This is a genomic window from Rhodococcus sp. JS3073 (genome assembly GCF_026810085.1).
Taxonomy (GTDB): domain Bacteria; phylum Actinomycetota; class Actinomycetes; order Mycobacteriales; family Mycobacteriaceae; genus Rhodococcus_F; species Rhodococcus_F wratislaviensis.
The window spans coordinates 2,526,690-2,552,230 of record NZ_CP113951.1; the positions used below are offsets into that span (position 1 = coordinate 2,526,690).

At 69.1% G+C, this 25,541-nt stretch carries 27 protein-coding genes and 1 pseudogene; 12 read left to right on the top strand and 16 right to left on the bottom strand.

All coding sequences use genetic code 11. The features are described from left to right. Positions 1-23: 23 nt before the first annotated feature. Positions 24-719: a TetR/AcrR family transcriptional regulator gene (locus tag OYT95_RS11300; RefSeq protein WP_128639813.1), complete on the bottom strand. Its 696-nt coding sequence runs from the start codon at positions 717-719 to the stop codon at positions 24-26. 103 nt (positions 720-822) lie between these two features. On the opposite strand from OYT95_RS11300, the gene OYT95_RS11305 reads away from it, so the two are divergent. The 6 genes from OYT95_RS11305 to OYT95_RS11330 are packed head-to-tail and all read left to right on the top strand — an operon-like array spanning position 823 to position 7,612. Continuing rightward, entirely contained in the window at positions 823-2,007 is a 1,185-nt protein-coding gene (locus OYT95_RS11305) for a lipid-transfer protein (RefSeq protein WP_268791489.1), read from the top strand. A 48-nt stretch (positions 2,008-2,055) separates the two neighbouring features. Next, on the top strand, positions 2,056-2,487 hold the full coding sequence (locus OYT95_RS11310) for a type II toxin-antitoxin system Rv0910 family toxin (protein ID WP_128639815.1): 432 nt from the start codon (positions 2,056-2,058) through the stop codon (positions 2,485-2,487). Between the two features lie 5 nt (positions 2,488-2,492). Further along, on the top strand, positions 2,493-3,368 hold the full coding sequence (locus OYT95_RS11315) for a MaoC/PaaZ C-terminal domain-containing protein (protein ID WP_268791490.1): 876 nt from the start codon (positions 2,493-2,495) through the stop codon (positions 3,366-3,368). 10 nt (positions 3,369-3,378) lie between these two features. Then, positions 3,379-4,248, top strand: a complete 870-nt coding sequence (locus tag OYT95_RS11320; RefSeq protein WP_268791491.1) for an SDR family oxidoreductase — start codon at positions 3,379-3,381, stop codon at positions 4,246-4,248. 11 nt (positions 4,249-4,259) lie between these two features. Further along, positions 4,260-6,473, top strand: coding sequence for an acyl-CoA dehydrogenase (locus OYT95_RS11325; protein WP_268791492.1), 2,214 nt, complete (start codon positions 4,260-4,262; stop codon positions 6,471-6,473). Continuing rightward, positions 6,470-7,612, top strand: a complete 1,143-nt coding sequence (locus OYT95_RS11330) for a CaiB/BaiF CoA transferase family protein (RefSeq protein WP_268791493.1) — start codon at positions 6,470-6,472, stop codon at positions 7,610-7,612. Before OYT95_RS11325 ends, OYT95_RS11330 begins: the two co-directional genes overlap by 4 nt. An 11-nt stretch (positions 7,613-7,623) precedes the next feature. Here the strand turns inward: OYT95_RS11330 and OYT95_RS11335 are convergent, their stop codons facing one another. Continuing rightward, complete coding sequence (locus tag OYT95_RS11335) at positions 7,624-8,085, bottom strand: PPOX class F420-dependent oxidoreductase (RefSeq protein WP_037240969.1); 462 nt, start codon at positions 8,083-8,085, stop codon at positions 7,624-7,626. A gap of 94 nt (positions 8,086-8,179) precedes the next feature. Here OYT95_RS11335 and OYT95_RS11340 point away from each other — a divergent pair, with 94 nt between their 5' ends. From OYT95_RS11340 to OYT95_RS11350, 3 genes are read left to right on the top strand one after another with little or no spacing between them, the layout of a single operon-like run. Further along, positions 8,180-8,872, top strand: a complete 693-nt coding sequence (locus OYT95_RS11340; RefSeq protein ID WP_268791494.1) for a FadR/GntR family transcriptional regulator — start codon at positions 8,180-8,182, stop codon at positions 8,870-8,872. After that, on the top strand, positions 8,869-9,675 hold the full coding sequence (locus tag OYT95_RS11345; RefSeq protein WP_037240963.1) for an ABC transporter ATP-binding protein: 807 nt from the start codon (positions 8,869-8,871) through the stop codon (positions 9,673-9,675). The genes OYT95_RS11340 and OYT95_RS11345 overlap by 4 nt, the downstream gene beginning before the upstream one ends. 27 nt (positions 9,676-9,702) lie before the next feature. Continuing rightward, positions 9,703-9,885 (top strand): hypothetical protein, encoded by a 183-nt coding sequence (locus OYT95_RS11350; protein WP_268791495.1) that lies wholly within the window; start codon positions 9,703-9,705, stop codon positions 9,883-9,885. A gap of 167 nt (positions 9,886-10,052) precedes the next feature. Here OYT95_RS11350 and OYT95_RS11355 read toward each other — a convergent pair. Next, positions 10,053-10,220, bottom strand: a pseudogene (locus tag OYT95_RS11355) (response regulator); the annotation flags it as partial. A 258-nt stretch (positions 10,221-10,478) separates the two neighbouring features. On the opposite strand from OYT95_RS11355, the gene OYT95_RS11360 reads away from it, so the two are divergent. Next, positions 10,479-11,009, top strand: a complete 531-nt coding sequence (locus tag OYT95_RS11360; RefSeq protein WP_268791496.1) for a hypothetical protein — start codon at positions 10,479-10,481, stop codon at positions 11,007-11,009. Between the two features lie 21 nt (positions 11,010-11,030). Continuing rightward, positions 11,031-11,300, top strand: a complete 270-nt coding sequence (locus OYT95_RS11365; protein ID WP_037234391.1) for a hypothetical protein — start codon at positions 11,031-11,033, stop codon at positions 11,298-11,300. Here the strand turns inward: OYT95_RS11365 and OYT95_RS11370 are convergent. Together OYT95_RS11370 and OYT95_RS11375 are read right to left on the bottom strand one after the other, a co-directional pair. Next, entirely contained in the window at positions 11,250-11,846 is a 597-nt protein-coding gene (locus tag OYT95_RS11370; protein WP_112301108.1) for a hypothetical protein, read from the bottom strand. The two genes, OYT95_RS11365 and OYT95_RS11370, sit on opposite strands and share 51 nt — an antisense overlap. Then, entirely contained in the window at positions 11,846-14,122 is a 2,277-nt protein-coding gene (locus OYT95_RS11375; protein WP_442972558.1) for an ATP-dependent DNA ligase, read from the bottom strand. Before OYT95_RS11375 ends, OYT95_RS11370 begins: the two co-directional genes overlap by 1 nt. A gap of 88 nt (positions 14,123-14,210) precedes the next feature. On the opposite strand from OYT95_RS11375, the gene OYT95_RS11380 reads away from it, so the two are divergent. Next, a complete protein-coding gene (locus OYT95_RS11380; protein WP_268791498.1) occupies positions 14,211-15,125 on the top strand; it encodes an ABC transporter substrate-binding protein in 915 nt (304 codons plus the stop codon). Position 15,126: 1 nt separating this feature from the next. On the opposite strand, the gene OYT95_RS11385 is transcribed toward OYT95_RS11380, so the two are convergent. The 11 genes from OYT95_RS11385 to OYT95_RS11435 form a co-directional block, all read right to left on the bottom strand. Then, entirely contained in the window at positions 15,127-15,558 is a 432-nt protein-coding gene (locus OYT95_RS11385; protein WP_009478084.1) for a type II toxin-antitoxin system Rv0910 family toxin, read from the bottom strand. Positions 15,559-15,629: 71 nt separating this feature from the next. Then, positions 15,630-17,264, bottom strand: a complete 1,635-nt coding sequence (locus OYT95_RS11390) for a solute symporter family protein (RefSeq protein WP_268791499.1) — start codon at positions 17,262-17,264, stop codon at positions 15,630-15,632. Further along, positions 17,261-17,623 (bottom strand): DUF485 domain-containing protein, encoded by a 363-nt coding sequence (locus OYT95_RS11395; RefSeq protein WP_005260521.1) that lies wholly within the window; start codon positions 17,621-17,623, stop codon positions 17,261-17,263. The genes OYT95_RS11390 and OYT95_RS11395 overlap by 4 nt, the downstream gene beginning before the upstream one ends. A gap of 184 nt (positions 17,624-17,807) precedes the next feature. Further along, a complete protein-coding gene (locus tag OYT95_RS11400; RefSeq protein WP_268791500.1) occupies positions 17,808-19,565 on the bottom strand; it encodes a sodium/solute symporter in 1,758 nt (585 codons plus the stop codon). Between the two features lie 7 nt (positions 19,566-19,572). After that, on the bottom strand, positions 19,573-19,932 hold the full coding sequence (locus tag OYT95_RS11405; RefSeq protein ID WP_011597296.1) for a hypothetical protein: 360 nt from the start codon (positions 19,930-19,932) through the stop codon (positions 19,573-19,575). Then, on the bottom strand, positions 19,929-20,723 hold the full coding sequence (locus OYT95_RS11410) for a LytR/AlgR family response regulator transcription factor (RefSeq protein ID WP_037234407.1): 795 nt from the start codon (positions 20,721-20,723) through the stop codon (positions 19,929-19,931). The genes OYT95_RS11405 and OYT95_RS11410 overlap by 4 nt, the downstream gene beginning before the upstream one ends. 33 nt (positions 20,724-20,756) lie before the next feature. Continuing rightward, a complete protein-coding gene (locus OYT95_RS11415; protein ID WP_268791501.1) occupies positions 20,757-21,965 on the bottom strand; it encodes a histidine kinase in 1,209 nt (402 codons plus the stop codon). After that, on the bottom strand, positions 21,962-22,327 hold the full coding sequence (locus OYT95_RS11420; RefSeq protein ID WP_268791502.1) for an MmcQ/YjbR family DNA-binding protein: 366 nt from the start codon (positions 22,325-22,327) through the stop codon (positions 21,962-21,964). Before OYT95_RS11420 ends, OYT95_RS11415 begins: the two co-directional genes overlap by 4 nt. Further along, positions 22,324-23,571, bottom strand: a complete 1,248-nt coding sequence (locus OYT95_RS11425) for a lipase family protein (protein WP_268791503.1) — start codon at positions 23,569-23,571, stop codon at positions 22,324-22,326. The genes OYT95_RS11420 and OYT95_RS11425 overlap by 4 nt, the downstream gene beginning before the upstream one ends. After that, positions 23,568-25,184: a Na+/H+ antiporter gene (locus OYT95_RS11430; protein ID WP_268791504.1), complete on the bottom strand. Its 1,617-nt coding sequence runs from the start codon at positions 25,182-25,184 to the stop codon at positions 23,568-23,570. The genes OYT95_RS11425 and OYT95_RS11430 overlap by 4 nt, the downstream gene beginning before the upstream one ends. A 106-nt stretch (positions 25,185-25,290) precedes the next feature. Further along, entirely contained in the window at positions 25,291-25,482 is a 192-nt protein-coding gene (locus OYT95_RS11435) for an antitoxin (protein ID WP_005244012.1), read from the bottom strand. Positions 25,483-25,541: the final 59 nt, after the last annotated feature.

Below are 25,541 nucleotides of genomic sequence, written 5' to 3' on the forward strand. Positions count from 1 at the left end.
GGTAGCTGGCCACACCCGGCGGACTACTGCAGTTCCGACACCGGGGTCGACGGGTCGATGGTGACGCCGATCCGCGCCAGATTGCCGTGCAGCACTTGCCAGATCGACACCTCGAGGAACTCGGCCAGCTCGTCGCTGCCGAGCGCCGGCTGCGGGTTGCTCAGCCACCGGTTGACGCTGGCATCCACGAGCCCCACCAAACCGAAGGCCAGCGACTCGGCCAGATCCGAATTGCCGGCCACCGTGTCGAGGACCGTCGCGATCAACCCCGACAGCTGGAGTGCGATCGCGGTCTTCGTTCCCGTCACCACACGCGAGCCGGTGGTGCGCCTGCTCGGCGATCCGGTGCCGAGGAATTGGTGGAGCCGTGGATATTCCACGATCCACCTCAGGTATGTCTCGACCGCGCGCGCGATCGCCTCGCCCACGGTCCCCTCCGGTGTCAACGTGGGGGCGAGGTCCGCCATCAGCCGTTCGATGATGCGGCCGCGCAACTGCTCGTCGAGGTCGCCGCGATCGGTGAAGATCCGGTAGACCACCGACCGCGGCACGTCGGCGCGGTTCGCGATCTGCTGGACGCCCACGTCGGGACCGTCCTCGTTGATGGCGTCCATCGCGGCTTCGAGAATCCGGCTTCGGCGTTCCGCCTTGTGGTCCTCCCAGCGCGTGGCGCGGCCGTCGCCCTGGGGCGACGCGGCGGTTTCCACTTTGTCCGGCATCACGCACACGTTACCCATCCGACTGTTGACTGGACAGTCTGTCTCACATACTTTGGTGAGACAGGGTGTCACACACAAATTTCTCCAGACTCAGGGAGCCGCAATGGGTAACAGGGTGTTCGTCGTCGGCGTCGGGATTACGAAGTTCGAGAAGCCGGGTGCACGCGAGTGGGACTACCCCGACATGGCGCGCGAGGCAGGCGGCAGGGCACTCGAGGACGCCGGGATCGAGTACGCGCTCGTGGAGCAGGCGTACGTCGGATACGTGTACGGCGAATCCACGTCGGGACAGCGGGCGGTGTACGAACTCGGCCTCACCGGCATTCCCATCGTGAACGTCAACAACAACTGTTCGACGGGGTCGACCGCGCTCTTCCTCGCCACACAGGCGGTCCGGAGCGGTCAGGTGGACTGCGCACTCGCGCTGGGCTTCGAGAAGATGCAGGCCGGTTCGCTCGGGTCCACGTACGACGACCGGGAACAGCCGATGATGCGCCATCTCCTCGCGCTCGCCGAACTCCAGGAGTTCGCGATGCCGCCTGCCCCGTACATGTTCGGCGCCGCAGGCAAGGAACACATGGAACGCTTCGGGACCACGGCGGAACAGTTCGCCAAGATCGGCGTGAAGAACCACCGCCACTCACAGAACAACCCGTACGCCCAGTTCCAGGACGAGTACACGCTCGACGAGATCCTCGGCTCGAAGCCGATCTACGGGCCCCTCACCAAACTGCAGTGCTCCCCCACCTCGGACGGCTCCGGTGCCGTCGTCGTCGTGAGCGAGGAGTTCGTCGACAAGCACGACCTCGCCGGGCAGGCCGTGGAGATCGTCGGCCAGTCCATGGTCACCGACCTCCCGAGCACGTTCGAGGACCGGAGCGCGATCAGCCTGGTCGGCGCGGACATGACCCGCACGGCCGCGGCCCGCGTGTACGAACAGGCGGGCATCGGACCGGACGACATCGACGTCATCGAGCTCCACGACTGCTTCTCCACCAACGAACTGCTGACCTACGAGGCGCTCGGGCTGTGCGGCGAGGGCGAGGGCGGCAAACTCGTCGACAACGACGACACCACGTACGGCGGCCGCTGGGTGGTCAACCCGTCCGGTGGTCTCATCTCCAAGGGCCACCCGCTCGGCGCCACCGGACTCGCCCAGTGCAGCGAACTCACCTGGCAACTCCGCGGCACGGCCGACAAGCGGCAGGTCGACGGCGCCGCGGTCGCCCTCCAGCACAACATCGGCCTCGGTGGCGCCGTCGTCGTCACCGCCTACCGCGCGCTCTGATCCTCCTTTCTCACCATTCTTTTCACCTCGAAACACCAGGAGTACACCATGGCTTCCGTTTCCGTCGCAGCGTCCCTGCCCGCCTCCCCCGACAAGGCGTGGGACGCGCTTTCCAACCTGTCCCGCTGGGAAGAGTGGCTCACCATCCACCAGTCCTGGAAGAGCGAGATCCCCGCCCAGGTGGCACTCGGATCGAAGTTCACCGAGGTCGTCTCCGTGATGGGTATGGCCAACAAGATCGAGTGGACCGTCACCGAGGTGCAGGTCCCCGAGATGGTGAAGATCTCCGGCACCGGCATGGCCGGGGTCACCGTCGAATTCACGCTGAAAGTCGAGCCGGACGGCGCCGGATCCACGGCGATCATCGACGCGAGTTTCACCGGCACGATGATCGTCGGCCCCATCGGCAAGGCCGTCGCCAAGAACGCCAAGGCGGATCTGGAGGCCTCCCTGGCCGGGTTCGCCGACATGGTGGGCTGATCCGCATGACCACCCCCACAGTCGAATTCGATACGAGCGGCGTCGGCCAGTGGACGGATCCGCAGCGGTTCGAGGTCACCGCCGAGCGCATCGCCGACTACGCCGCGGCCACCAACGATCCCATCGAACGCCATCTCGCCGGCGAGGTCGCGCCCCCGGTGTTCGCCGTGGTCCCCGCGTTCACGTCGATGGCACCGGCGGCACTGTCCGTCGCCCCGGTCGAACTGCTCATGAAGCTCGTGCACGGGGAGCAGGATTTCCACTTCCACCGTCCGATCCGCCCCGGCGACACCCTCGTGGTCCGTGCGAAGCCGATCGGATTCGAGGGCCGGGAGAACGGCTCCACCGTCGTCGTCTACGTCGAAACCACCACGGACACCGGTGAACTGGTCAACGAGCAGTGGATGACCGCGTTCTTCCGGAAGGTCGACGCGGGAGCCGGACTCGGCGAGCAGGCACCCGCGCACCGGTTCGACGAGTCCCTACGGGGACAGGCCCCGGTCGCGTCGATCACCCAGCACATCGACGAGGACCAGACGTTCCGGTACTCCCCCGCCTCCGGTGATCCGATGCCGATCCACCTGGACGACGAGATCGCCCGGATGTCCGGACTTCCCGGAATCATCAACCACGGCCTGTGCACCATGGCGTTCACCTCGTGGGCGGCGCTCACCGAACTCGCCGACGGCAGGGTCGAACGGCTCCGCCGGCTCGCCGTGCGGTTCGCGAAACCCGTGCTGCCCGGCCAGGACATCGGCACGCAGTTCCGGCAGGTCGCCGAGCCCACGGACGCGGCAACGTCGTACGCCTACGAGACCACCGTCGGCGACGCACTCGTCATCAAGGACGGCCTCGCCGTCATCGCGGACACCGAAACCTAGGAGCACGCACATGGGAACACTCGACGGACGGGTGGCCATCGTCACCGGCGCCGGACGCGGAATCGGCCGGGAGCACGCACTGCTCTTCGCCCGCGAGGGCGCTGCCGTGGTCGTCAACGACCTCGGCGGCGCGAACGACGGCACCGGCGAGGACGCGGGCCCAGCGCAGCAGGTCGTCGACGAGATCGTCGCCGCGGGCGGCAGGGCAGTCGCGAACACCGACAACGTCGCATCCTGGGACGGCGCCGAAGGACTCGTCGACCAAGCGGTGCGCGAGTTCGGCCGACTCGACGTCCTCGTCAACAACGCCGGCATCCTGCGGGACGCCTTCATCGCGGGCATGACCGAAAGCCAGTGGGACGCCGTCATCGCCGTACATCTCAAGGGACACGCCGCCACCCTGCACCACGCGGCGGCGTACTGGAAGGCGCAGACCAAGGCGGGCGCGACCGTGCACGCGTCCGTGATCAACACCGCGTCCGCGTCGGGCACGTTCATGCCCAACGCGGGCCAGGGCAACTACGGCGCCGCGAAGGCGGGCATCGCCGCACTCACCCTGGTCGCCGCGGACGAACTCGAACGCTACGGCGTCCGGGTCAACGCGATCGCCCCGATCGCCCGCACCCGGCTCACGCTGGCCACCCCGGGCATGGGCGCGCTGTTCGCCGAGGAGGTGCCGGAGGGCGAGTTCGACGCGTTCAGCCCCGCCAACATCTCTCCGCTCGTCGCGCGTCTCGCCGACGCGAACTGCAAGATCACCGGCAAGGTGTTCGCCGTGCAGGGCGGGGCCATCTCCGAGCTCGCCGGCTGGCACGACGTCACGACCATCGAGAGCGAAGGCCCGTGGACCGTCGCCGACCTCGCCGACCGGCTCGGCTGAAGGGCCCCGACATGGCCAAGAACACGTACGAGCTCGGGCTCGGGCTCACCGAGGAACACCGGGCCCTCGCCGACTCGGTCCGCGCATTCGCCGAACGCACCATCACTGCGGATCGCGTCCGGTCCGCGATCGAGTCTACGAGCGAGGACAAGTTCCCGCCGTTCTGGGATGCACTCGTCGGTCAGGACCTGCTGGGACTGCACATCCCCGAGGACAAGGGCGGTCACGGCGCCGGGCTCCTCACGTTGGCGGTGGCTCTCGAAGCCCTGGGGCGGACGGCCGCTCCGGGCCCGTTCGTCCCGACAGCGCTGTCCGCCGCGCTCGTGGCGGCCGCGGATTCCAAGGTCGGCATCGAGCTGATGCCGGGACTCCTCGACGGATCACACACCGCCGCAGTCGCGTTGGGCCGCCCACTCGACGCGTCGGCGCACGAGGGCGGATACCGTGTCACCGGGGTCGCCGACGCCGTCCTCGGCGGCGAACACGCCGACCTCCTGCTACTCCCGATCACCGTCGGCGACGACGTCCGCTGGGCCGTCATCGATTCCGCGGACGTCACCGTCACGGTGCAGGACAGCATCGACGTGCTCCGCGGTTCGGCACGGATCACCGCCGACGCCGTTCAGGTGGGCGCCGACCGGATCCTCGACGGGCTCGGCGAGCAGCGTGTCCGGTCCCTCGCCACCGTCGTCCTCGGTGCCGAGGCGATCGGCGTGATGTCGTGGTGCGTGTCCACCGCGTCCGAATACGCGAAGACACGGGTGCAGTTCGGGCGCCCGATCGGCCAGTTCCAGGGCGTCAAGCACAAGTGCGCCCACATGGGCATCGCACTGGAGAAGGCGCGCGCGGTGCTGTGGGACGCCGCGTCCGCCCTCGACAACGGTGACGACACCGCCGATTTCGCCGCGGATATCGCCGCCGTCGTCGTCCCCGATGCCGCAGTGCAGTGCGCACAGGACTGCATCCAGGTCCACGGCGGCATCGGATTCACCTGGGAGCACGACGCACACCTGTACTACCGCCGGGCGCTGGCCATCCGGGGGCTGCTCGGCACCCGCGAGGAGCGGGCCACTCGGGTGGCCGACCAGTCCCTCGCAGGCACCGCCCGCACCTCCGAATTGGAACTGCCGGACGACGCCGAGGCGATCCGCACCCTGGTGCGGGCGGAACTCGCCCCGCTGGTGGGCCTCGACGAGGACGACCAGTTGATCGCCCTCGGCGACGGCGGCTGGGTGCAGCCGCACCTGCCGAAGCCGTACGGGCGCAGCGCGTCCCCGCTCGAGCAGATCGTCATCGCCCGAGAGATCACGGCGGCGGGAATTTCGATGCCGCAGCTGCTGATGGGCGGCTGGGCGGTGCAGGCCGTCGTCGCCCACGGCACGGACGCGCAGAAACGGGATCTCGCCGTCCCCACGCTGCGCGGAGATCTCGTGTGGTGCCAGCTGTTCAGCGAACCCGGGGCCGGTTCCGACCTGGCGTCGCTGACCACCAAGGCGGAGAAGGTCGACGGCGGCTGGACGGTGACCGGGCAGAAGATCTGGACCACGGTGGCGCAGTTCTCCGACTGGGCGATGCTGATCGCCCGCACCGACCCGTCCAGGCCGAAACACGAGGGCATCACGTACTTCGTGCTGGACATGTCGACGCCGGGGGTGACCGTCCGGCCGCTGCGCGAGATGACCGGGTCGGCCCTGTTCAACGAGGTCTTCCTCGACGACGTGTTCATCCCGGACGAGAACGTGGTCGGGACCGTGAACGACGGGTGGAACGTGGCCCGCACGACCCTCGCGGGCGAGCGGGTGGCCTTGAGTCAGAAGATGGAGGCCTACGCCACCGACAAGGATCTGCTGCAGTTCGCCCGCGGCCGTGACCTCGGCCCGCTGGCACGCTTCCGTGTCGGCGAATTGGTGGCCGAGAGCCAGGCCATCGATCTGATCGGTTCACGGATCGTGCTGAAGCAGCTGTCGGGGGCGGACGTGAGCACCACGTCGAGCGTCGGGAAACTGCTGGGCATGGGGCTCGGGCAGTCGATCGCCGAATTCGTCGTCGCCGAACTGGGGGCGGCGGGCGCCGTGAGCATTCCCGGGGAGCCGAGCGACAAGGCGATGGAGCAGCTGATCGCCGGCCGCGCCACCACCATCTACGGCGGCACCACCGAGGTGCAGCTCAACGTGATCGGGGAACGCATGCTCGGACTGCCCCGCGACGCGCAGGGGGTGTCGTGACCGGCGGGCCGCTGAGCGGGCTGACCGTCGTCGAGATCGCGAGCCTCGCGCCCGCCCCGTTCGGGTGCATGATCCTCGCCGACCTCGGCGCGGACGTGATCCGCGTCGAACGGGCCGGCGACGGCGGCAGCGGGCTGATGGCGCCGTCGGGGGTGCTCGACCGCGGACGGCGGTCGATCGCGGTGAACCTGCGGACCCCGGAGGGGCGGGGGGCCGTTCTGAGACTCGTCGAGGGCGCCGACATCCTCGTCGAGGGTTTCCGGCCCGGCGTCGCGGAACGCCTGGGCATCGGCCCCGACGACTGCCTGTCCCGCAACCCCGGCCTGATCTACGGGCGGATGACCGGCTGGGGCCAGGACGGACCCCTCGCGCCGCGGGCCGGCCACGACATCAACTACATCGCGCTCGCCGGCGCGCTCGAACCCATCGGGCGCGCCGGCGAGCGGCCGGTGCCGCCGCTGAACCTGTTGGGCGACTTCGGCGGTGGCGGCCTGATGCTGGCGATGGGGATCCTGGCCGCGCTGCACGAGCGTTCCCGTTCGGGCCGTGGGCAGGTGGTGGACGCGTCGATGGTCGACGGCGCGGCACTGCTGACGGCGTTCGTCCACAGCATGAACGCCGCCGGCCTGTGGCAGGAAGGTCGCGGGCAGAACGTCCTCGACGGGGCCGCCGCGTTCTACGACACCTACGAGTGCGCCGACGGTCTGCACGTGGCGGTCGGGTGCGTCGAACCGCACTTCTACGGTGAACTCCTCGACGTGCTGGGGTTGAGCGGCGAGGATCTGCCGTCGCAGTACGACCTCGATGCGGCGCCGGAACTGAAGAAGCGCCTCGCCGACGTGTTCGCGACCCGGCCGCGGGACGACAGGGCGGCACTCTTCGCCGATTCCGACGCGTGCGTGTCGCCCGTCCTCTCGCCGTGGGAAGCGCACGAGCACCCCCACAACAAGGAACGGGAGACGTTCGTCGAGGTGGGGGGCATCCGCCAGCCCGCACCGGCACCGCGCTTCAGCCGCACCCCGGCGCCCGTTCCCCGCCCGGCCCCGCGGCCCGGGCAGGACACCGATGCGATCCTCGCGCAGGCCGGGTACGACGCGACGGGCATCGAGCACCTGCGCTCGGCGGGTGCCGTCGAGTAGGTGACCGGGACCTATCCGCGCTCGGCGTCCGGCGGGAAGCCACCGGTCGCGATGGGTCCCCACTCGTCGATGGCGATCCGGATCAGGCTCTTGTTCTGCTTCCGCATGGCGTCCCGGTACTCGTCCCAGTCGGGATGCTCGCCGGAGATGCCGCGGAAGTACTCCACCAGCGGCTCGAGCGCGTCGGGCATGTCCAGCACCTCGGCCGTGCCGTCGATCTGCACGTAGGCGCCGTTGAACTCGTCGGAGAGCACGCACACGCTCACGGCGGGGTCGTGTCGCACGTTCGCCGCCTTGGCGCGCTGCGGGTAGGTGGCGACGACGATCCGGCCTTCCGAGTCGAGTCCCGACGTGACCGGGGAGATCTGCAGGCCGCCGGAGCGCTTCCGGGTGATCAGCACGCTGCGATGGCGCGGACGGACGAAGTCGAGCAACTCTTCTCGCGTGACACGGTCGGCGGTGGCGATGGCCATGGTGCACCTCTCCTCTGCTGCGTTGGTTCTCTCCGGTTCACCATAAGCTCCGCCACAGTCCTCAGACGTCTGAGGACTGTGCTAGCGTCGCCGAATGGCCGGACGTCACACCCTCCGCAGCGGACCGCTGGTTCCCCAGCTCGAGGAACTCCTCACCGCCTGGATCCGTGAAGGCAAGTGGGCCCTCGGCAGCCGCATCCCCAGCGAGGCCGAACTGGCCACCGAACTCGGCGTCGGCCGCTCCTCCGTGCGCGAGGCCGTCCGGCTGCTCGCCCGCGACGGCCTGCTCGACGTGCGGCACGGCGTCGGCACGTTCGTCGCTGAGCCACCCACGGGCGGTGCGGGACTCGAGAAGCTGCTGCGCCGCGCCCGCCTGCTCGAGGTATACGAGGTACGGCGCGCCCTCGAGATCGAGGCCGCCCGGCTCGCCGCGGAACGCGCACGCCCCGAGGATCTTCGGCGACTACGAGAGCAGCTGTCGGCCCGACACGACAGCACCGCCGAGTCGACCGCCGTCTTCGTCGCGGCCGACCTCGACTTCCACGCCTCGATCCTGGAGATCGCAGGCAACTCGATCCTGTCCGCCCTGTTCGATTCGATCCGGCCGCTGCTCGTCGAAGCGCTGGCCGAACTCGTCGACCACGAACCGGGCAGACCCGACACCAACTGCGCACACGACGACCTGGTGCGCGCGCTGGAAGCGGGCGATGCCGAGGCGGCTGTCGCCGCCACCGCCGCCAACCTCGATCCGACCATGTCGATACTGCGGAAAGGCGAACATCAGTGACCACCCCGAACTCGGTCGTCAGCACCGAGCACGTCGACCTCGTGCGGAGCGGACGGTATCTGCTCAGCGACATCACCCTCCACATCGAACGCGGACAGCACTGGGTGCTGCTCGGTGCGAACGGTGCGGGCAAGAGCACCCTGCTGAGCATGCTCGGCGCTTTCGCGCACCCGACCCACGGCACCGTCCACGTCCTCGGCCATCAGCTGGGCCGAGTCGACATGCGTGAGTTGCGCGCCCACATCGGGCACGTGAACCCGCGACACCGGATCGACGCGCCACTGACGGTGCGCGACGTCGTGCTGACCGGTCTCACCAACACACCCGAATTCGTGCCGAGGTGGTCACCGACCGCCGGCCAGGTCGCCCGAGCCGACGAACTGATCGCATCCCTCGGCATGCAGAAGCACGCGGATGCCTTGTGGCCCAACCTGTCCCAGGGCGAACGCGGACGGGCCCTGATCGCGCGGGCGCTCATATCCGAGCCGCAACTCCTCCTGCTCGACGAGCCCGCCACCGGCCTGGATCTGGCTGCGCGAGAACAACTCCTCACCGCACTCGACGAACTGCGCGTCACGTACCCGAGCCTCGCCAGCATCCTCGTCACCCACCACCTCGAGGAAATCCCGACCACCACCACCCACGCCGTCCTCATCCGCGACGGCCGGGTGATCGCACAGGGCCCCGTCGCGGACGTCCTCACCACCGGCACCATCAGCGAATGCTTCGACCACCCGATCGAGATCACCCGGCAACGCGGCCGGTGGGTCGCGCAGACGCGGGTGCCCGAGGCGGTCGGATAGCCGCCGACGCGGTGCACACTGGTGGGCATGGCACGAGGCGACCACCCTCAGCGCACCCCGTTCTACGGTGTGGTGCTCATCGTCGTCGCACTGGCGGCGGCGATGACCGCGAACCGCACCGCACCCGTCTGGGTGCAGGTACCGGTCTACGTCCTGGCCGTGCTCGCCGCCATGACCGGCTTCGTCATGACCTTCCGCGACCTGTCGTGAGTGGGTAGCCGACCCGCGCCACAGTTGCAAAGACATTGGCCGGATTCCCAGGCAACGAACGAATTGCCTGTGATTCCGGCAAATCCGTCGGCAACTGCGCGGGAGGCGCTACGACCTCACCCGCTCACACGAGCCGACGGGATGCGCGGCCAGCAACTCCTTCGCGCGATCACGTCCAGCACCAGCACGTCGGGTGACGAGGCCTCGCACTCCGCGACGGCGGAGGGGCCGTCCGGCGCCGTCACGACGTCGAAGCCCTCCGCACGCAACCGCGCCGCGACCGCGTCGCAGATCGTTGCCTCGTCGTCGACGACGAGCACTCTTCGCCGGCTCATTCCCCGACTGTATTGGGCGGACGTGCGGATCCCCGTCAGAGCTTGTGAAGATTCTGTGCAGGTTTGCCCGCGGTTCCGCCGCGGGGTGGGAGATGCGCACCCTGGGGTGCCTGTCGACAGGCACGCGTCCGGCGCAAGCTTGGTCTATCAGCCCAGCTAGACACCCCAATCCACTGGAGGCACCCCATCGTCCACACCGCAACCCGCATCGCGATCGGCGCAACCGCCGCCCTCACGTTCTCCCTCGCAGGAGCCGCAGTGATCGTTCTTGCCGGTGGACATACCGACGGGGCTCCGACCCCGAGCTCGGAGGGGGCCATCTCGCAGCAGCAGCCGGCTCCGGTGATCGCGCCGACCCCGGGCCGGGTCGTCGCAGACCCCGGCTACTCGGTGAATCCCGGGTACTCGGCGCCCGGCTATTCGGCCGACACCGAAACGGTGGCACCGGGACCGGGTGTCGTTCCGCCCATCGTGGCGGCACCGCCCATCGTCCGAGCACCGATCGCCCAGCCGCCGGTTGCCCAACCGCCCATCGCTCAGCCGCCCGTCGTGGTGGACCCGCCTGTCGTCGTCGATCCGCCCGTCGTCGTCGATCCGCCCGTCGTCGTCGACCCCGTTCACCCGCCGAAGGGTCCGTTCGAAGGACCGGGCCAGGTCGAGCCGGGCGTTCTCGAACCCGAAACCAATCCCTTCCCCGTCGGCGGAGGCCCGAAGCCTGCCCCGCCCGCAGCCCCGCAGTCGCCCGGCGGAGCCGGCCCCGTCGACGGCGGAACCGTCGTCGGCCCCTGATCACCGGAGGAAATTCACACCATGTCCCACACCAAGTCCCGCATCGCGATCGGGTCCGGCGCGGCCTTCGTCCTCTCGGTCGTCGGCGCCGCCGGGATCGCCGTCGCGAGCGGCACGGCGTCACCGATCGCCGACGTGAGTGTCTCCGAGCAACATCACGAGGAGAACACGAGTACGTCCGCACCCCTGCCGGTCTTCACGCCCCCGGCGCTGCACACCCCGACGCAGGAACCGCCCGGATCATTCGACACCGAGTCGGTGGGCCCATTCGAACCAGCCCCCTGGCGGTAACTCGAGCGCCGGCTGCTGCTGTCGGCCGTCCGGCGCCTCGACGAGCGCGTGGACCGGTTCCGGCCACAATGTCTCCACCCGCTCCGCGGCGTCGGCGAACACGGCGGAATCGAGGTCGGTCCGAGACTCCGGGACACCGAAATACGGCCACGCCGTGATCATCGACCAGCGTTTCGGCGGCGGGAGAGGTTGGAGGAAGTACGTCTTGTCCGCGGTGAGCGGTCCACCGCGGCCTGCCCCGCCGTGCAGGCCGTCAACCATGCGGGCGCCGGGAAGGTTCGTGAACACACTGCCGTCCGCGTACTCGACCCCGAACAGAAACGGCCCGCTGCTCTTCGGCGACGCGGGTTTGCCGAAGCCGAACATGTCGAGCAGCACCGTGGACTCGGATCTGCGTGCCTGGATCGTGAATTCGACACCACAGCTGTACACGTGGACATCGGTCAGCCACAGCACAAGCGACTCGGTGCGGGCCAGCACCGTGTCGACCGGCACCGAGACGGGGATCTCGTTCTCCGGGGTCGATTGGAATCGGATACCGGCCATCACGAGACCTCCACTTCGACGTCCTCGGGTGCCTTGTCGTCCCTGAGCCCACGCCAACTGGGGTGCCGCAACCTCTTCGAGCCGGTCCAATCCATGAATCGCACCTCCGCGACCAGCGTGGGCGTCACCCACACGGCCCCCTTGCGGTCGGCGGTCGGCAGGTCTTCGACGAACGGGCTGGTATCGGTTTCGAGCGGCCCCAGGGTGGACGCGAGTTCCTGCAGATCTCGGTCGGTGAAGCCGGTTCCGACGCGCCCGATGTAGCGCAGACCGCCGTCCGCGGGGACGCCGAGCAGTATCGACCCGATTCCCGTGGACCGCCCACCCTGACCGCGGCGCCACCCGCCGATCACAGCTTCCTGTGTGCGCCAGTTCTTCACCTTGATCCAACTCGACCCCCGCTTGCCCGGCAGATACACGGATTCGCGGCGTTTCGCCACGACACCCTCCCACCCCTTGCCGCGGCTCTCGTCCAGAGCGTCCTGCGCGGACCCGTGCAGTTGCGGCGGAACGACGAGGTCGTCCACCTTGGCCGCCAGGGCTTCGAGGACGCGGCGCCGGTCGGTGTACTTCTTGCGCAGCAACGACACCCCGTCGAGGTACAGCACGTCGAACGCGAGGAAGTGCGGCTCGTTGCCCTGCTGCAGCAGGCCGAAGTTCGCGACACCGCGCTCGTCGAACGCGACGACTTCACCGTCGAGGACCACCTCGTGGTCGCCGAGAGCGTCTGCCAGCCACCCCAATCGCGCATAGTCGCGGGTCTTGTCGTTGCCCGCCCGGCTCGTCAGCTTCAGCTCACCGCCACTGATCTCGGCGATCACCCTGATCCCGTCCCACTTCCCTTCGAAGGCCCACTCGTCGGCGTCCAGCCCGTCGAGGGTGCCGGGGCTCGCGAGCATCGGCGACAGTCCGCGCGGCAATTCGGACGTGTGCGAGCCGCCCGGTGTCTGATCCTTCATCAGATGCATCAGCCACTGGTCGCCCTTCGTGCGGATCAGCGCGAACCGGCCCTCCACCTGCTCGCCGTGCAACTGGACGATCACCTCGTCGTCGCGCCACTTCTCGGTGTCGTATGTTCCCGTGTCCCAGATGGTCATCTCGCCGCCGCCGTACTCGCCCTTCGGGATGGTCCCGGAGAACGTGAGGTATTCGAGCGGGTGATCCTCGGTGTGCACGGCGAGCCGGTTCTCCCCCGTCGTCGTCGGCACGTTCTTCGGCACCGCCCACGAGACGAGCACCCCGTCTCGTTCGAGCCGCAGATCGTAATGCAGACGCCGGGCGTGATGTTCCTGGATGACGAAGCTGTTGTCCTCCCCCTGCCGCACCGCGTCCGGCATCGGCTCGGGAGTCCGTCCCGGATCGCGCTTGCGGCGGTACTCGGCGAGGGCGGCGTCGTCCTCGATCGGCGGATCGAGTCCGGCGAGCAGGTCGCCGTCCGACTCCCACCGTGCGAGAACTTCCTCGAACCGCAACTGTCGCAGGTCGGGGTCGTCGAGTTCGTCCCAGCTCCGCGGCGCCGCGACATACGGCTGGGAGCGTCCCCGCAGCGAATACGGCGCGATGGTGGTCTTGGACGGATTGTTCTGGCTCCAGTCGACGAACACCTTTCCCGCGCGCACCGCCTTGGCCATGGTGGCGGTGACGAGTTCGGGCCGCAGCTTCTCCAGTCCCGTCGCCACCTGTTTCGCGACGGTCGACGCGCCCGAACCGTCCAGCTTCCGGTCGAGCGGCACGTAGAGGTGAATACCCTTGCTGCCGCTGGTGACCGGGTACGCGGTCCAGCCGAGGTTCGCGACCAGGTCGCGCACGGCCCGTGCCACCTCCGCGCATTCGGCCAGGCCCACACCGGGACCGGGGTCGAGGTCGAAGACGATCCGGGTGGCGGGACCCCGATGAGGGCCGTCGAACCGCCACTGCGGCACGTGCAGTTCGAGTGCGGCCTGCTGCCCCGCCCACGCCAGCGCCGCGACCGAGTTCAGGAGCGGATAGTGCACGGACCGATCCGAGTGCTCGATCGCGCGGCGCTCCAACCACGCCGGCGCGGAGGCCGCGAGGTTCTTCTCGAAGAACGGCTCGCTGTCCACCCCGTTGGGCCAGCGTTTACGGGTGGCGGGACGGTCGACGACGTGCGGGAGCATGGCGGGCGCGATCCGCGTGTAGTAGTCGATGACCTCACCCTTCGTCGTGTCCGACTCCGGGTAGAGGACCTTGCCGAGATTGGTCAGGGACAGGCGATGTCCGTCGACCGTCAGTTGCCGGGTTCCCGCCGTGGCCACGCGCACCTCCCTACGCCAATACATACATATTGTGCGCCGCGCGGCCGCTGCGCTGGCCGGATCGCTACCCGCCAGGCAAGATGGCGGGGTGCACCGAGGACCCAAGACAGCCGTCGCCGCCATATCCGCTGCACTGACATTGCTCGCCGGATCCTGCTCCACCGACACCGCGTCGGAGGTCGACGCCCGGGCCGAAGCCTCGACGATTCCCGAAGCGTTCACCAAACTTCCGTCCACCCGCGCGGTCGGCGACTGTGCCCCCGGCAGCGGCGTCACCTCGCGGGACGGCGTGGTCACCATCGCCACCGACAGTCCGTCGTACCAGCCGTGGTTCACCGACGGTGACCCGTCCAACGGCAAGGGCTACGAGGGCGCCGTCGCCCGGGAAGTGGTCGAGAAGCTGGGATACGGTCCGGACCAGGTGCAATTCGAGACCGTCGCATTCAACGACGCGCTGGCGGCCGGCGAGAAGAACTTCGATTTCGCCATCGACCAGTTCACGATCGTCGACACCCGGCGCGAGACGGTCGATTTCAGTTCGCCCTATTACGCCGTCACGCAGTCGGTGCTGGCGCTGAAGAATTCTCCCGCTGCGAGAGCCAAATCCCTCGCCGACCTCGCGCCGTTCCGCCTCGGGGCACAGGTGGGGTCCACGAGTTTCGACGCCATCACCCAGACCGTGCAGCCCCGCCAGGCACCGGTCAGTTTCACCACCACCGACGACGCCAAGGCCGCCCTGGCCGCGGGCGACATCGACGCATTGGTGGTGGACATCCCGACCGGGTTTCAGATCACCGCCAACGAGGTGAAGGACAGTGTCCTCGTCGGGCAGTTCCCGCGCCCGAACGCCGTCACCGAATTCTTCGGCCTCGTGCTGGAGAAGAACAGCCCGCTCACCCCGTGCGTCTCGGCGGCCGTCGATTCGCTCTACGCCGACGGGACGCTGGACGCCCTTGCCGCCGAGTGGATAACCGACACCGGCGGCGCGCACGTCCTCGATTGAATCAGGCGTACAGCTCGACGAACGTCTTCAGGGACTTCTCGATGTCGCCCTTCAGCGCCTTCGCGACACCCGAGCCGATAGGTCCGAACAGCGGTGCGCCACCGAGTTCGATGGTGAACGCCACCTCGGACGCGTCGCCCTTCGCCTTGACGTCGAGCACCATTCCGAGCTTCACGCCACCCTTGCCGTCGCCCTTGAGAACGATGCGGTTCGGGGCGTCGTACTCCTTGATCGTCCACTTCACGCGGTTGCGGAGTCCCTTGACCGTGACGACGGAACTGATCTCGGTTCCGGCCGTGAGAGTCTCGGGAAGTTCGCCGCGCCAGCCGTCGTGGACGACGAACCACTTGTCGAAGTCCTGCAGATTCGAGGCCTTGTCCCAGGTGTCCTGGGGGCTGAGGGGAACATCGGTCTTGACCGTGAGTTTCGCCATTGGTGCAGCCTAACGGCCTGTGAGTACTTATTAACCGCGGGCGGTTAATAAGTACTCACAGGCCGAAGGCATCAGTGGGAGACGGCCTTCTCGACACCGACACCGGTGAGCGAGCGGACCTCCATCTCGGCCTGCTTGGCGGGATCTTCCGCCTTGCCGCGGCCGACGTAGGTGCCGACGACACCGAGCAGGAACGCCAGCGGGATGGAGACGATGCCCGGGTTGGCGAGCGGGAAGTAGTCGAAGTCGGCGTTGGGGAACATCGACGACGGCTTGCCGGACACCGCCGGCGAGAACGCGATCAGCAGCAGGCAGCTGACGAGGCCACCGTAGATGCTGAACAGGGCGCCGGTGGTGTTGAACTTCTTCCAGAACAGCGAGTAGAGCAGCGTCGGCAGGTTGGCCGAGGCGGCCACCGCGAAGGCGAGCGCCACCAGGAACGCGATGTTCTGGCCCATGGCCATGATTCCCAGGACGATCGACACGAGACCGATCACGACGACCGTGATCCGGGAAACCCGCACCTGGGACTCCTCCGACGCGTGTCCGCGCTTGATGACGCTGGCGTAGATGTCGTGAGCGAACGACGCGGACGCTGTGATCGCCAGCCCCGCCACCACCGCGAGGATCGTTGCGAACGCGACCGCGGAGATGATGGCCAGGAAGATGGTGCCGCCCAGTTCGAACGCGAGCAGCGGCGCCGCCGCGTTCTCCTTGCCGGGTGCTGCGAGGATGACGTCGGGGCCGACCATCTTGGCGGCACCGTAGCCGAGGACGAGCGTGAACAGGTAGAACGCGCCGATCAGTCCGATCGCCCAGGTGACCGAGCGGCGGGCTTCCTTGGCGGTGGGGACGGTGTAGAACCGCATCAGCACGTGCGGCAGGCCCGCGGTGCCCAGGACCAGGGCGATACCGAGCGAGATGAAGTCGAGCTTGCTCATCGAGCTGATGCCGTACTTGGCGCCGGGAGCGAGGATGTCGCGGCCCGCGATCGCCTCGTTCGTCGAGCCGGCGACCGTCGCCTGGGCGTCGGCGAGCAGCTGGGAGAAGTTGCCGCGCACCGCGAACAGCACGAGGAAGAACATGATGCCTGCACCGGCGACCAGCAGCACCGCCTTGACCATCTGGACGTAGGTGGTGCCCTTCATACCGCCGACGAGCACGTACACGATCATCAGCACGCCGACGACCGCGACGACGACGCCCTGACCGACCTTGCCGTCGATGTTCAGCAGCAGAGCGACGAGTCCGCCGGCGCCCGCCATCTGCGCGAGCAGGTAGAACAGCGAGACCACCAGCGTGGACAGCGCCGCGGCCATCCGCACGGGACGCTGCTTGAGCCGGAAGCTCAGCACGTCCGCCATCGTGAACCGGCCGGTGTTGCGCAGCAGTTCCGCGACCAGCAGCAGGGCCACCAGCCAGGCGACGAGGAAGCCGACCGAGTACAGGAAGCCGTCGTAGCCGTACACCGCGATGGCGCCGGCGATGCCGAGGAACGACGCCGCCGACAGGTAGTCGCCGGCGATGGCGAAACCGTTCTGCGGTCCGGAGAATTGGCCGCCGCCGGTGTAGAAGTCCGAGGCCTTCTTGGTGGTGCGGCTCGCCCGGATCACGATGGTCATCGTGATCACGACGAACGCCACGAAGATGGCGATGTTGAGGAGCGGGTTCCCGACGTCGGTGCCGACTGCGAGCGTGGTGATCACTTGAGGGGTCCTTCCAGCTCGTCGCGGATCGCGGCGGAGCGCGGGTCGAGTTCCCGGTTGGCGAACTTGACGTACAGCGCGGTGATCACGAACGTGGTCACGAACTGGCCGAGACCGAGGATGATGCCGAGGTTGATGTTGCCGATCACCTTGGTGGCCATGAACTCGGGCGCGTACGTGGCCAGCAGGACGTACGCCGCGTACCAGGCGAGGAAGAACGCCGTCATCGGGAAGACGAAACTCCGCAGGCGGTGTCGCAACTCCTGGAACTCCGGGCTCGCCTGCATGTCTACGAAGGCTTGCGCATCAGGGGCACGCCGCTTCTGCGGTGCGCCCTCACTGAGATCGGCTGTGGTCACTGCAGACTCCTTGGTCGTGTGAAGTGAACTGGTTACCGACGTTAGTGAGAGTTGAGTCACAGAAACAGGTTGTGGTGCCTGTCACACGGCGAGCTGCCGGACTGTGCGTCGAACGGTCCCCCGACCGCGACGAGCGGCTCCGCCGCCCGTGCGTGCTCGAGGAGTGCAGAGACTCGTCAAGCACTCACGGGGAGCGGAGCTCCCTCTCGCGGTCGGAGCCCACATCGAGGCGTTCGGGGGCGTGCATGCGGGTGAAGATCCTGCTGAGGTCTGCGGGAATCTGGCGCTTCGTCACCTTGCTGACCAGCACCATCGTGACGAAGGCCAGCGGAACGCTGACGGCGGCCGGGTACGCGACCATCGCCGCGGGCCACCCGTTCCAGGCGTCGGCGGTGAAGCCGCCGAGCACCGACACCCCGGCCGCACAGCCGGCGACGAGTCCGCCTGCGACCATCCCGGCACCCGCCCCGGCGGCGGTCAGACCACGCCACCAGATGCCGAGCACGAGCAGCGGGCAGAGGGTCGACGCCGCGACCGCGAACACCAGCCCCACCGTGCGCGACAGGTCCAGCGACGTCACCGCCAGTGACAGCACCAGCGGCACCGCTCCGGCCAGCACGGCGGCGAGCCGGAAGTCCCGGATCCGCCCGCGCAGGACGTCGGTGCTGAGCACTCCGGCGATGCTGACGAGCAGGCCGGACGACGTGGACAGGAACGCCGCGATGGCCCCGGACGCCACCAGCGCGGCGAGCAGTTGCCCGGCCCACCCGGAGATCACGGAACCGGGCAGCAGCAGGACCGCGGCGTCGGACGTGCCGGTGATGAGCAGCTGCGGGACGTACAGCCGCGCGAACACCCCGAGCAGTGTCGGGAACAGGTAGAACACTCCGAGCAGCCCGACCACGGCCAGCGACGTCAGCCGCGCGGCCCGCCCGTCGGGGTTCGTGTAGAACCGGACCAGCACGTGTGGCAGCCCGAGCGTGCCGAGGAACGTGGCGAGGATCAGCGAGTACACCTGGTACATCGGGTGGTCGCCGCCGAATCCCCAGCCCGGGGCGATCCAGTCGGAGTTGTCGGCGGGCGCGCCCGCCACCACCGGAACCGGTGCGCCCGCCTCGAGGGTCATCGACGTGCCCTCGCCGAGGTGGTGCTCCCCCGGCTCGAGGCGAACGTCGCCGGTCGCCTCTACCCCGTCGATCGTCCCCGACCCGCCGACCGTCACCGGTTCGGACACCTGCACGACGACGTCGGTGGTGATGTCGACGGTGGTCTGCTCGCTCACGGTGGGTGGTGCGGCGGCGCCCAGTTCGTGGTGGTCGCCGAAGAAGTACACCGACAGCACCAGCGCCGGGATCGCGACCGCGGTGAGTTTGAGCCAGTACTGGAAGGCCTGGACGAATGTGATGGACCGCATGCCGCCGCCCACCACGTTGGCGATGACGATGAGCCCGACGACGACGGCCCCGACCCAGGTCGGCACCCCGAGCAGGATGTTCAGGGTCAGCCCCGCGCCCTGGAGTTGCGGCACGAGGTACAGCGCGCAGACGGCGGCGACGACGAGCATCGCCAGGGTGCGGAGGCGACGGGAGCCGAGCCGGAACTCGGCGAAGTCCGGGACCGTGTACGCGCCGGAGCGTCGCAGCGGTGCGGCGACGAACAGCAGCAGCCCGAGGTAGCCGGCCGTGAAGCCGATCGGGTACCAGAGGGCGTCCGCGCCGTATTTCGCGATCAGGCCGGCGACACCGAGAAAGGATGCGGCCGAGAGGTACTCGCCGGAGATGGCGGCGGCGTTCCACCGCGGTCCGACGCTACGGGACGCGACGAGGAAGTCGGACGTGGTGCGCGCCAACCGCACCCCGTAGATGCCGATGGCCACCGTCGCGACCGCGGCCGCGGCGAGACCGGCCAGGGTCAGCCAGGGAATGGGTTGGTCCGGGGTCACGGGATGCTCAGTCGTCCACCAGGTCGGCGAATTCCTGTTCGTTGCGCTCGGCCTGCCGCACATAGATCCAGCCGGTGGTCAGGAGCACCGGGTACACGAGCGCCCCGAGCACCACCCAGGGCAGCCGGATCCCCAGCACCGCCACGTCCGACAACGCCGGGAACAGGAACATCACGAGCGGCACCGCGCACAGCAGGCACGCCGCGAGGAGCGCGAGCCGGATGGCCAGCACGAGCTGGGTGCGCACGAGCCCCCGGATCATCGCGTCCCCGACCGCGGTCTGTTCCTGCACCTCGACACGAGTGCGGACGATCCGCGCACCGCGGCGCTGGGCGAGGACGACCCGCACCCGCTCCGGCGAGCTCATCGCGCGGTCCACGTTTGTTTCGGCGCCCGGACCAGCCGGTCCTTGAGCATCCGGGTGTGCCTGCGGCTGACCGGCAGTTCGACGGGCGGGTGGTCGCCGTGCGCGCGGAGGCACACGACGAGACCGTTGCCGACGGTCCGGATTCCGGTGACCCGCGGCAACGCGACGAGGTACGAGCGGTGGACCCGCAGGAACCCGGCATCCGCCCAGCGCGTCTCCAGTGCCGAGATGGGGATGCGGACGAGGTGGGAGGCGTCCGCGGTGTGCAGGCGGGCGTAGTCGCCGTCCGCTTCGACCCACTCGACGGAGGACCGGTGCACGAGCGTGGTGATGCCGCCGAGTTCGACCGGGATCACCTCGTCGGTGGGGGCGGCCGGTCCCGCGTCGACCCGCCTGCGGCGCCCTTCGACGATGCGGCGCACGGATTCCGCCAGCCGTTCCTCGCGCAGGGGTTTGAGGAGATAGTCGACGGCGCCGAGGTCGAATGCGGCGACGGCCCGGTCGTCGTGGGCGGTCACGAACACCACCTGCGGCGGGGATGCGAAGTTCGCGAGGATCCCGGCCAGCTCGAGACCGTCGAGTCCGGGCATGTTGATGTCGAGGAAGACGGCGTCGATCTCCCCGTCCCGGAGGATGCGCAGCGCCGTGGTGGCATCGCCCGCGGTCCGGATGTCCCCGACCGCGTCCTGGGCGCGCAGCAGGAACGCCAGCTCGTCGAGGGCGGGTTTCTCGTCGTCGACGGCCAGCACGGTGAGGGGTGCGTCCGGAGACTTGTCGTCAGTGTGGTTCACAACGACAGCAATCGTCGCACGGACCCTCCCCGTTCATGTCGAGATCCCCCGCCGGAACTTCGGGACGCGCATGCTCACCTTGGTGCCCGCACCGGGCGCGGTCTCCACCACGAGTCCGTAGTCGTTGCCGAACGCGGCGCGCAGGCGGTCGTCGACGTTGGCGAGCCCGACGTGCGCCGCCTCCTTCACCCCCGACGTCTCGGCCACCGAGTCCAGTGACCCCGACCGCAGCAGTTCGGGATCCATGCCGACCCCGTCGTCCTCGACGCTGATCACGCAGTCGGTGCCCTCGTCGGCGGCGACGATGCTGACGGTGCCACCGTCCGGTTTGGCGGCGATTCCGTGCCGCACCGCGTTCTCGACCAGCGGTTGCAGCGCGAGGAACGGCAGCACCACGTTCAGCACCTCCGGCGCCACCTGCAATTTCACCGCGAGGGCGTCGCCGAACCGGGCGCGTTCGAGGGTGAGGTACCGGTCGATGTTGCGCAGTTCGTCGGCGAGCAGGGTGAACTCCCCTGCCGTACGGAACGAGTACCGCGTGAAGTCGGCGAACTCGAGGATCAGTTCCCGGGCGCGATCCGGGTCGGTGCGGACGAACGACGCCACCGTGTTCAGCGCATTGTAGATGAAATGGGGGCTGATCTGTGCGCGCAGCGCCCGGACCTCGGCGCGGTCGAGTCGGGCGCGGGACGCGTCGAGGTCGGCGAGTTCGATCTGGCTGCACGCGTACCGGGCAACCTCCGTGACGGCGCCGAGCATGCCCGGGCCGGGGTCTTCCGTGGTGACGATGCCGAGCACCCCGACCACGCCGGTCGCCTCGATGAGCAGGGGCTGGGCGATCAGTGCCCGCACCGCGTTGTCGCCCGCGCCCCGGACGAGGCCGCCGTAGGCGACGAGCACCCGGCGTTCCCCGTCGACGGCGCGGGCGGCCGCGTCGTGCAGTTGTTCGGTCATGGCCTCGTGCGGTCCGCTCCATGCGAGGACGTCACCGGCGGCGTCGAAGACCCCCAGCGCCTGCGCGCCGGTCAGCTGGCGCAGGTGCGGTGCGGCCTCCTCCGCCGACGTCTCGTCGAGCCCCCGCCGCAACGGGCGCGCCGCCAGCGACGCCGTGTGCAGGGTGGTGTGAACGGCCCGTTCGGTGGGTGTCGTCAGCTCTCGCCGGGCGCGCAGCCACACGGCGGTGAACGCGACGACGGGAATGAGGACGAGCAACGCGACGACGGCGACGACGGTTCCCGTCATTCGCCGTCGTCCAGTCGGGCGATCAGGGTCTTCGGGGCGACGGTGCGGTAGGCGTCCTCGACGATGTCGGCGACGTCGTCCCAGTCCTGCGGGACGTCGAGATAGACGCCGATCCACCCGCGTCCCCCGACGTACGGCGGGACGAAGAACCTGCCGGGGTCACGCTGCACCCAATCCTGCTGCGCCCCCGGCGGAGCCGCCGCCCAGAACGACACCCGGTCGTCGTGGTGGCGGTCGGCGAGCGTCGCGAACTGTGGCGCCTTGCGAACGAACCACGCCGGTTCGCCGTGACTGACCCGTTCCGTCGCTTCGGGCAGAGCGAGGCACAGCGCCCGCAGCCGTGCGAGATCGGCCTTCTTCACGGTGTTCCTCCCTCGGGACACGTGTCGGGTGCGGGCACACCGGCGAAGCGGTCGGCGATCCACTGCACCGCCCCGGGAACGGAGCGCCCGTCCGCGTGCCCTTGCCCGGGCCGGGAGTCGAACTCGACGACGTCCCCGAGTGCGCACGCGTGATCGACGGCCTGCGAAGTCCATTGCGGCAGAATGAGGTTGTCCCGGTCCCCGACCACGACGAGCATCGGCCCGCCCGCGCCGTTCCGGGGCAGGGCGATGTCCTCGAGCCACCCGCGCATGCGCTCGGCGTCGGCCTCCGTCCGCGGACCCGTGTCGGCCGGGGTGAGTTGGGTTGCCACCGTCCACTTCTCGGGGAGTTTCGCGACGACGCACGACAGCGTGACGTCGGGCGTGGCGGCGAGCGCGCCGCGCATGTAGTCGTCCGGATTCAGTTCGGGGTGCATCACCTTCAGTCCCTCGAGGAGATAGGGAAGGAACATCTTCTGCGGCAACGACAGTGGGTCGACGGTCCCGTCGGCGACGATCCCCGACAGATCGGCAGCGGGTGACAGATTCGCCGAACCGACGAACTCGAGCCCGTCGCCGTAGTCGTCCGCGTGCTCGGCCGCGGACCACGACGCCTGACCACCCTGTGAGACCCCGATCGCCGCCCAGCGCGTCGACGCGTCCGGCACCACGTTGCGCGCCGCCCGGACCGCGTCGATCAGGTCGTAGGCGGCGGTGTCGGGTTCGAGGTAGGGATGCGGACCGTCCGTGCCGAGCCCTTGGTAGTCGGTGACGGTCACGACGTACCCGTGCTGCAGCAGCGGGCGGACGAGGTTCGTCGTGCCCAGCAGGGTCGGTGACGACGAGGGGGCGCATTCGTCGGTGACGCCCGTGGTGCCGTGCCCGACCGTGACGACGGGCCTGCCGCCGTCCGGTGCGGGGCCGGCGGGAGTGAAGACCGTGCCCACGACCTCCGAGCCGCCGCCGTCGACACCGGACGTCGACCGGTAGACGACCCGGGTGGCCGTCGCGCCGAGGGCGGTGATCGCCGGATCGATGTCGGGCACCGGCTCCCGGCTGGTCAGCGCGCCACGCTGATCGCCGGTCGGCGCCGACGGAACGGTAGGGGCGGAGGGTGCGGCCACCGAGGTGGTGGGAGACGGGTTCGGGGACGCCTCGTCCGTGGTGCAGGCGGTCAGCGCCACGACACCGGCAAGGGCGACCACGGCGGTTCGCACCGGACGCACACCCACCTCGCACCTCATTCGCGACGTCTCCGCACCCGCTCCTCGGCTGCTGCCTCCTCCACATCGAGGCCTTCCAACACGCTACGCATCACCTCGTCGTCGAGCGTTCCCGCGTCGCGGGCGGCGATGATCGCCTCGCGCTGCGCGCGCAGGGCGGCGCGCCGGTAGTGGTCGAACAGTGCGCCGGCCCGCTGCTTCTCCGCGGCGTCCTCCGCCTCCTCGGCCTGGAGCCTGGCCCGCATCGACCGCCGCACCCGGTCGAGGATGTCGATCAGGTCGGCTCGGTTGATTCCCTCCGGCGGGTGTTCGGCGAATTCGACGAGGGCCCGTTCGCCGGATTCGCGGGAGATCGCGCGGGCCAGGTTCACCTGGGCCTCCTCGCGTTCACGTTCGCCGGGATCCGCCAGATCGAGTTTCCGGATCAGCAGCGGCATGGTGGCACCCTGGATCAGCAGCGTGCCGACGGCCACGACGAACGCGATCGCCTGGATCACCTCGCGCCCCGGAAACGGCTGCCCGCTCGCGATCACCACGGGCACGCCGGACGCGGCGGCGAGTGTGACGACCCCGCGCATGCCCGCCCAGGACACGACGAGGCTCTCCCGCCACCCGAGTTCCACCGAGCCGCCCGGCGCCTCGATCGCCAGCCCGAACCGGCGGCGGAGCCAGTGCAGCAGGATCCACGCCGGCCGTATCGCCATGACCACGGCGAGGACCGCGAAGCCGTAGAAGAAGACGTGGTGCACCGGCAGACCCTGGTCGCGGACGTCGTCGATGACGAACTTCAGTTGCAGTCCCATGTAGGCGAACACGAACATCTCGAGCAGGAGGTCGACGCTCTCCCACAGCGACCGCTCCTGGATGCGGGTGGCCACGGAGGCGTCGGTGGCCTTGTGCCCCATCAGGAACCCCGCGGCCACCACCGACAGCACACCGGACGCGTGCACCTCCTCGGCGGCGAGATACGCGGCGAACGGGAGCATCAGCCCCAGCACCGTTTCCAGCGGGGAGTCGTACATGCGGTGGCGCACCCACTCGACGATCTTCGCGAGGACCAGTCCGATCAGGACCCCGCCGACCACCTCGTAGCCGAAGAACACCACGGGATGGACCGGGATCTTCGCCCCGACGACGGCGGAGACGGCGACGGTGAACAGGGTCAGCGCGGTGGCGTCGTTGACGAGTCCCTCACCGGTGAGGATCGCGATCACCCGGTTCGGCAGGCCGAGCCTGCGGCCGACCGCGACGGCACTGACCGCGTCCGTCGGCGCGACCACGGCGCCGAGGACCAGCGCGGCGCCGAGCGTGAATTCGGGGACCAGCCAGTTGGCGAAGAAGGCCACCCCCACCGCGGTCGCCAAGACGGTGAAGATCCCCAGCCGGAGAATCGGTGCGAGGTGGCGCCGGAATGTGGCCACCGAGAACTTGAGCGCCGCGGAGTACAGCAGCGGCGGCAGCACCACACCGAGGATGGCCTCCGGGTCGAGTTCGAGGCGCGGCATCCCGGGGATGAACGACGCCACCGACCCGATGGTGACGAGCACCAGCGGCGCCTGGAGGTCCCGGCGCTTCGCGAAACTCGTCACGGCGATGGCCGCGATGATGACGAGGAGCACGAGGACGCCGTTCACGACACCGATTCTGCCGCGCCCGCCCGCCGTGCGCGGGTCATCTCCGAAGACGCGCGTGGGCCCCGGTCCGAGAACCGGGGCCCACGCGCGTCTGTGTGCGAGGTGTTCACTCCTTCGGAGGAACAGCCTTCTTCGCCGCGTCGGCGGCCTTGTCGATCTTGTCGCTGTACTTGCCGCCGGTCTTGCTGTCCGCGACGTCGGCGGCCTTGTCGATGGCGCCGTGAACCTTGTCCGCGTTCTGCGAAGCGGCTTCCCTCCCCTTGCCCAGCAGGCCCTTCAGTGTGTCGACGAAACTCATCGTTCTTCCTCCTCCGGTGCATGCGCACGCATTCCGACCGAGTTCGATCACTCGCCGTG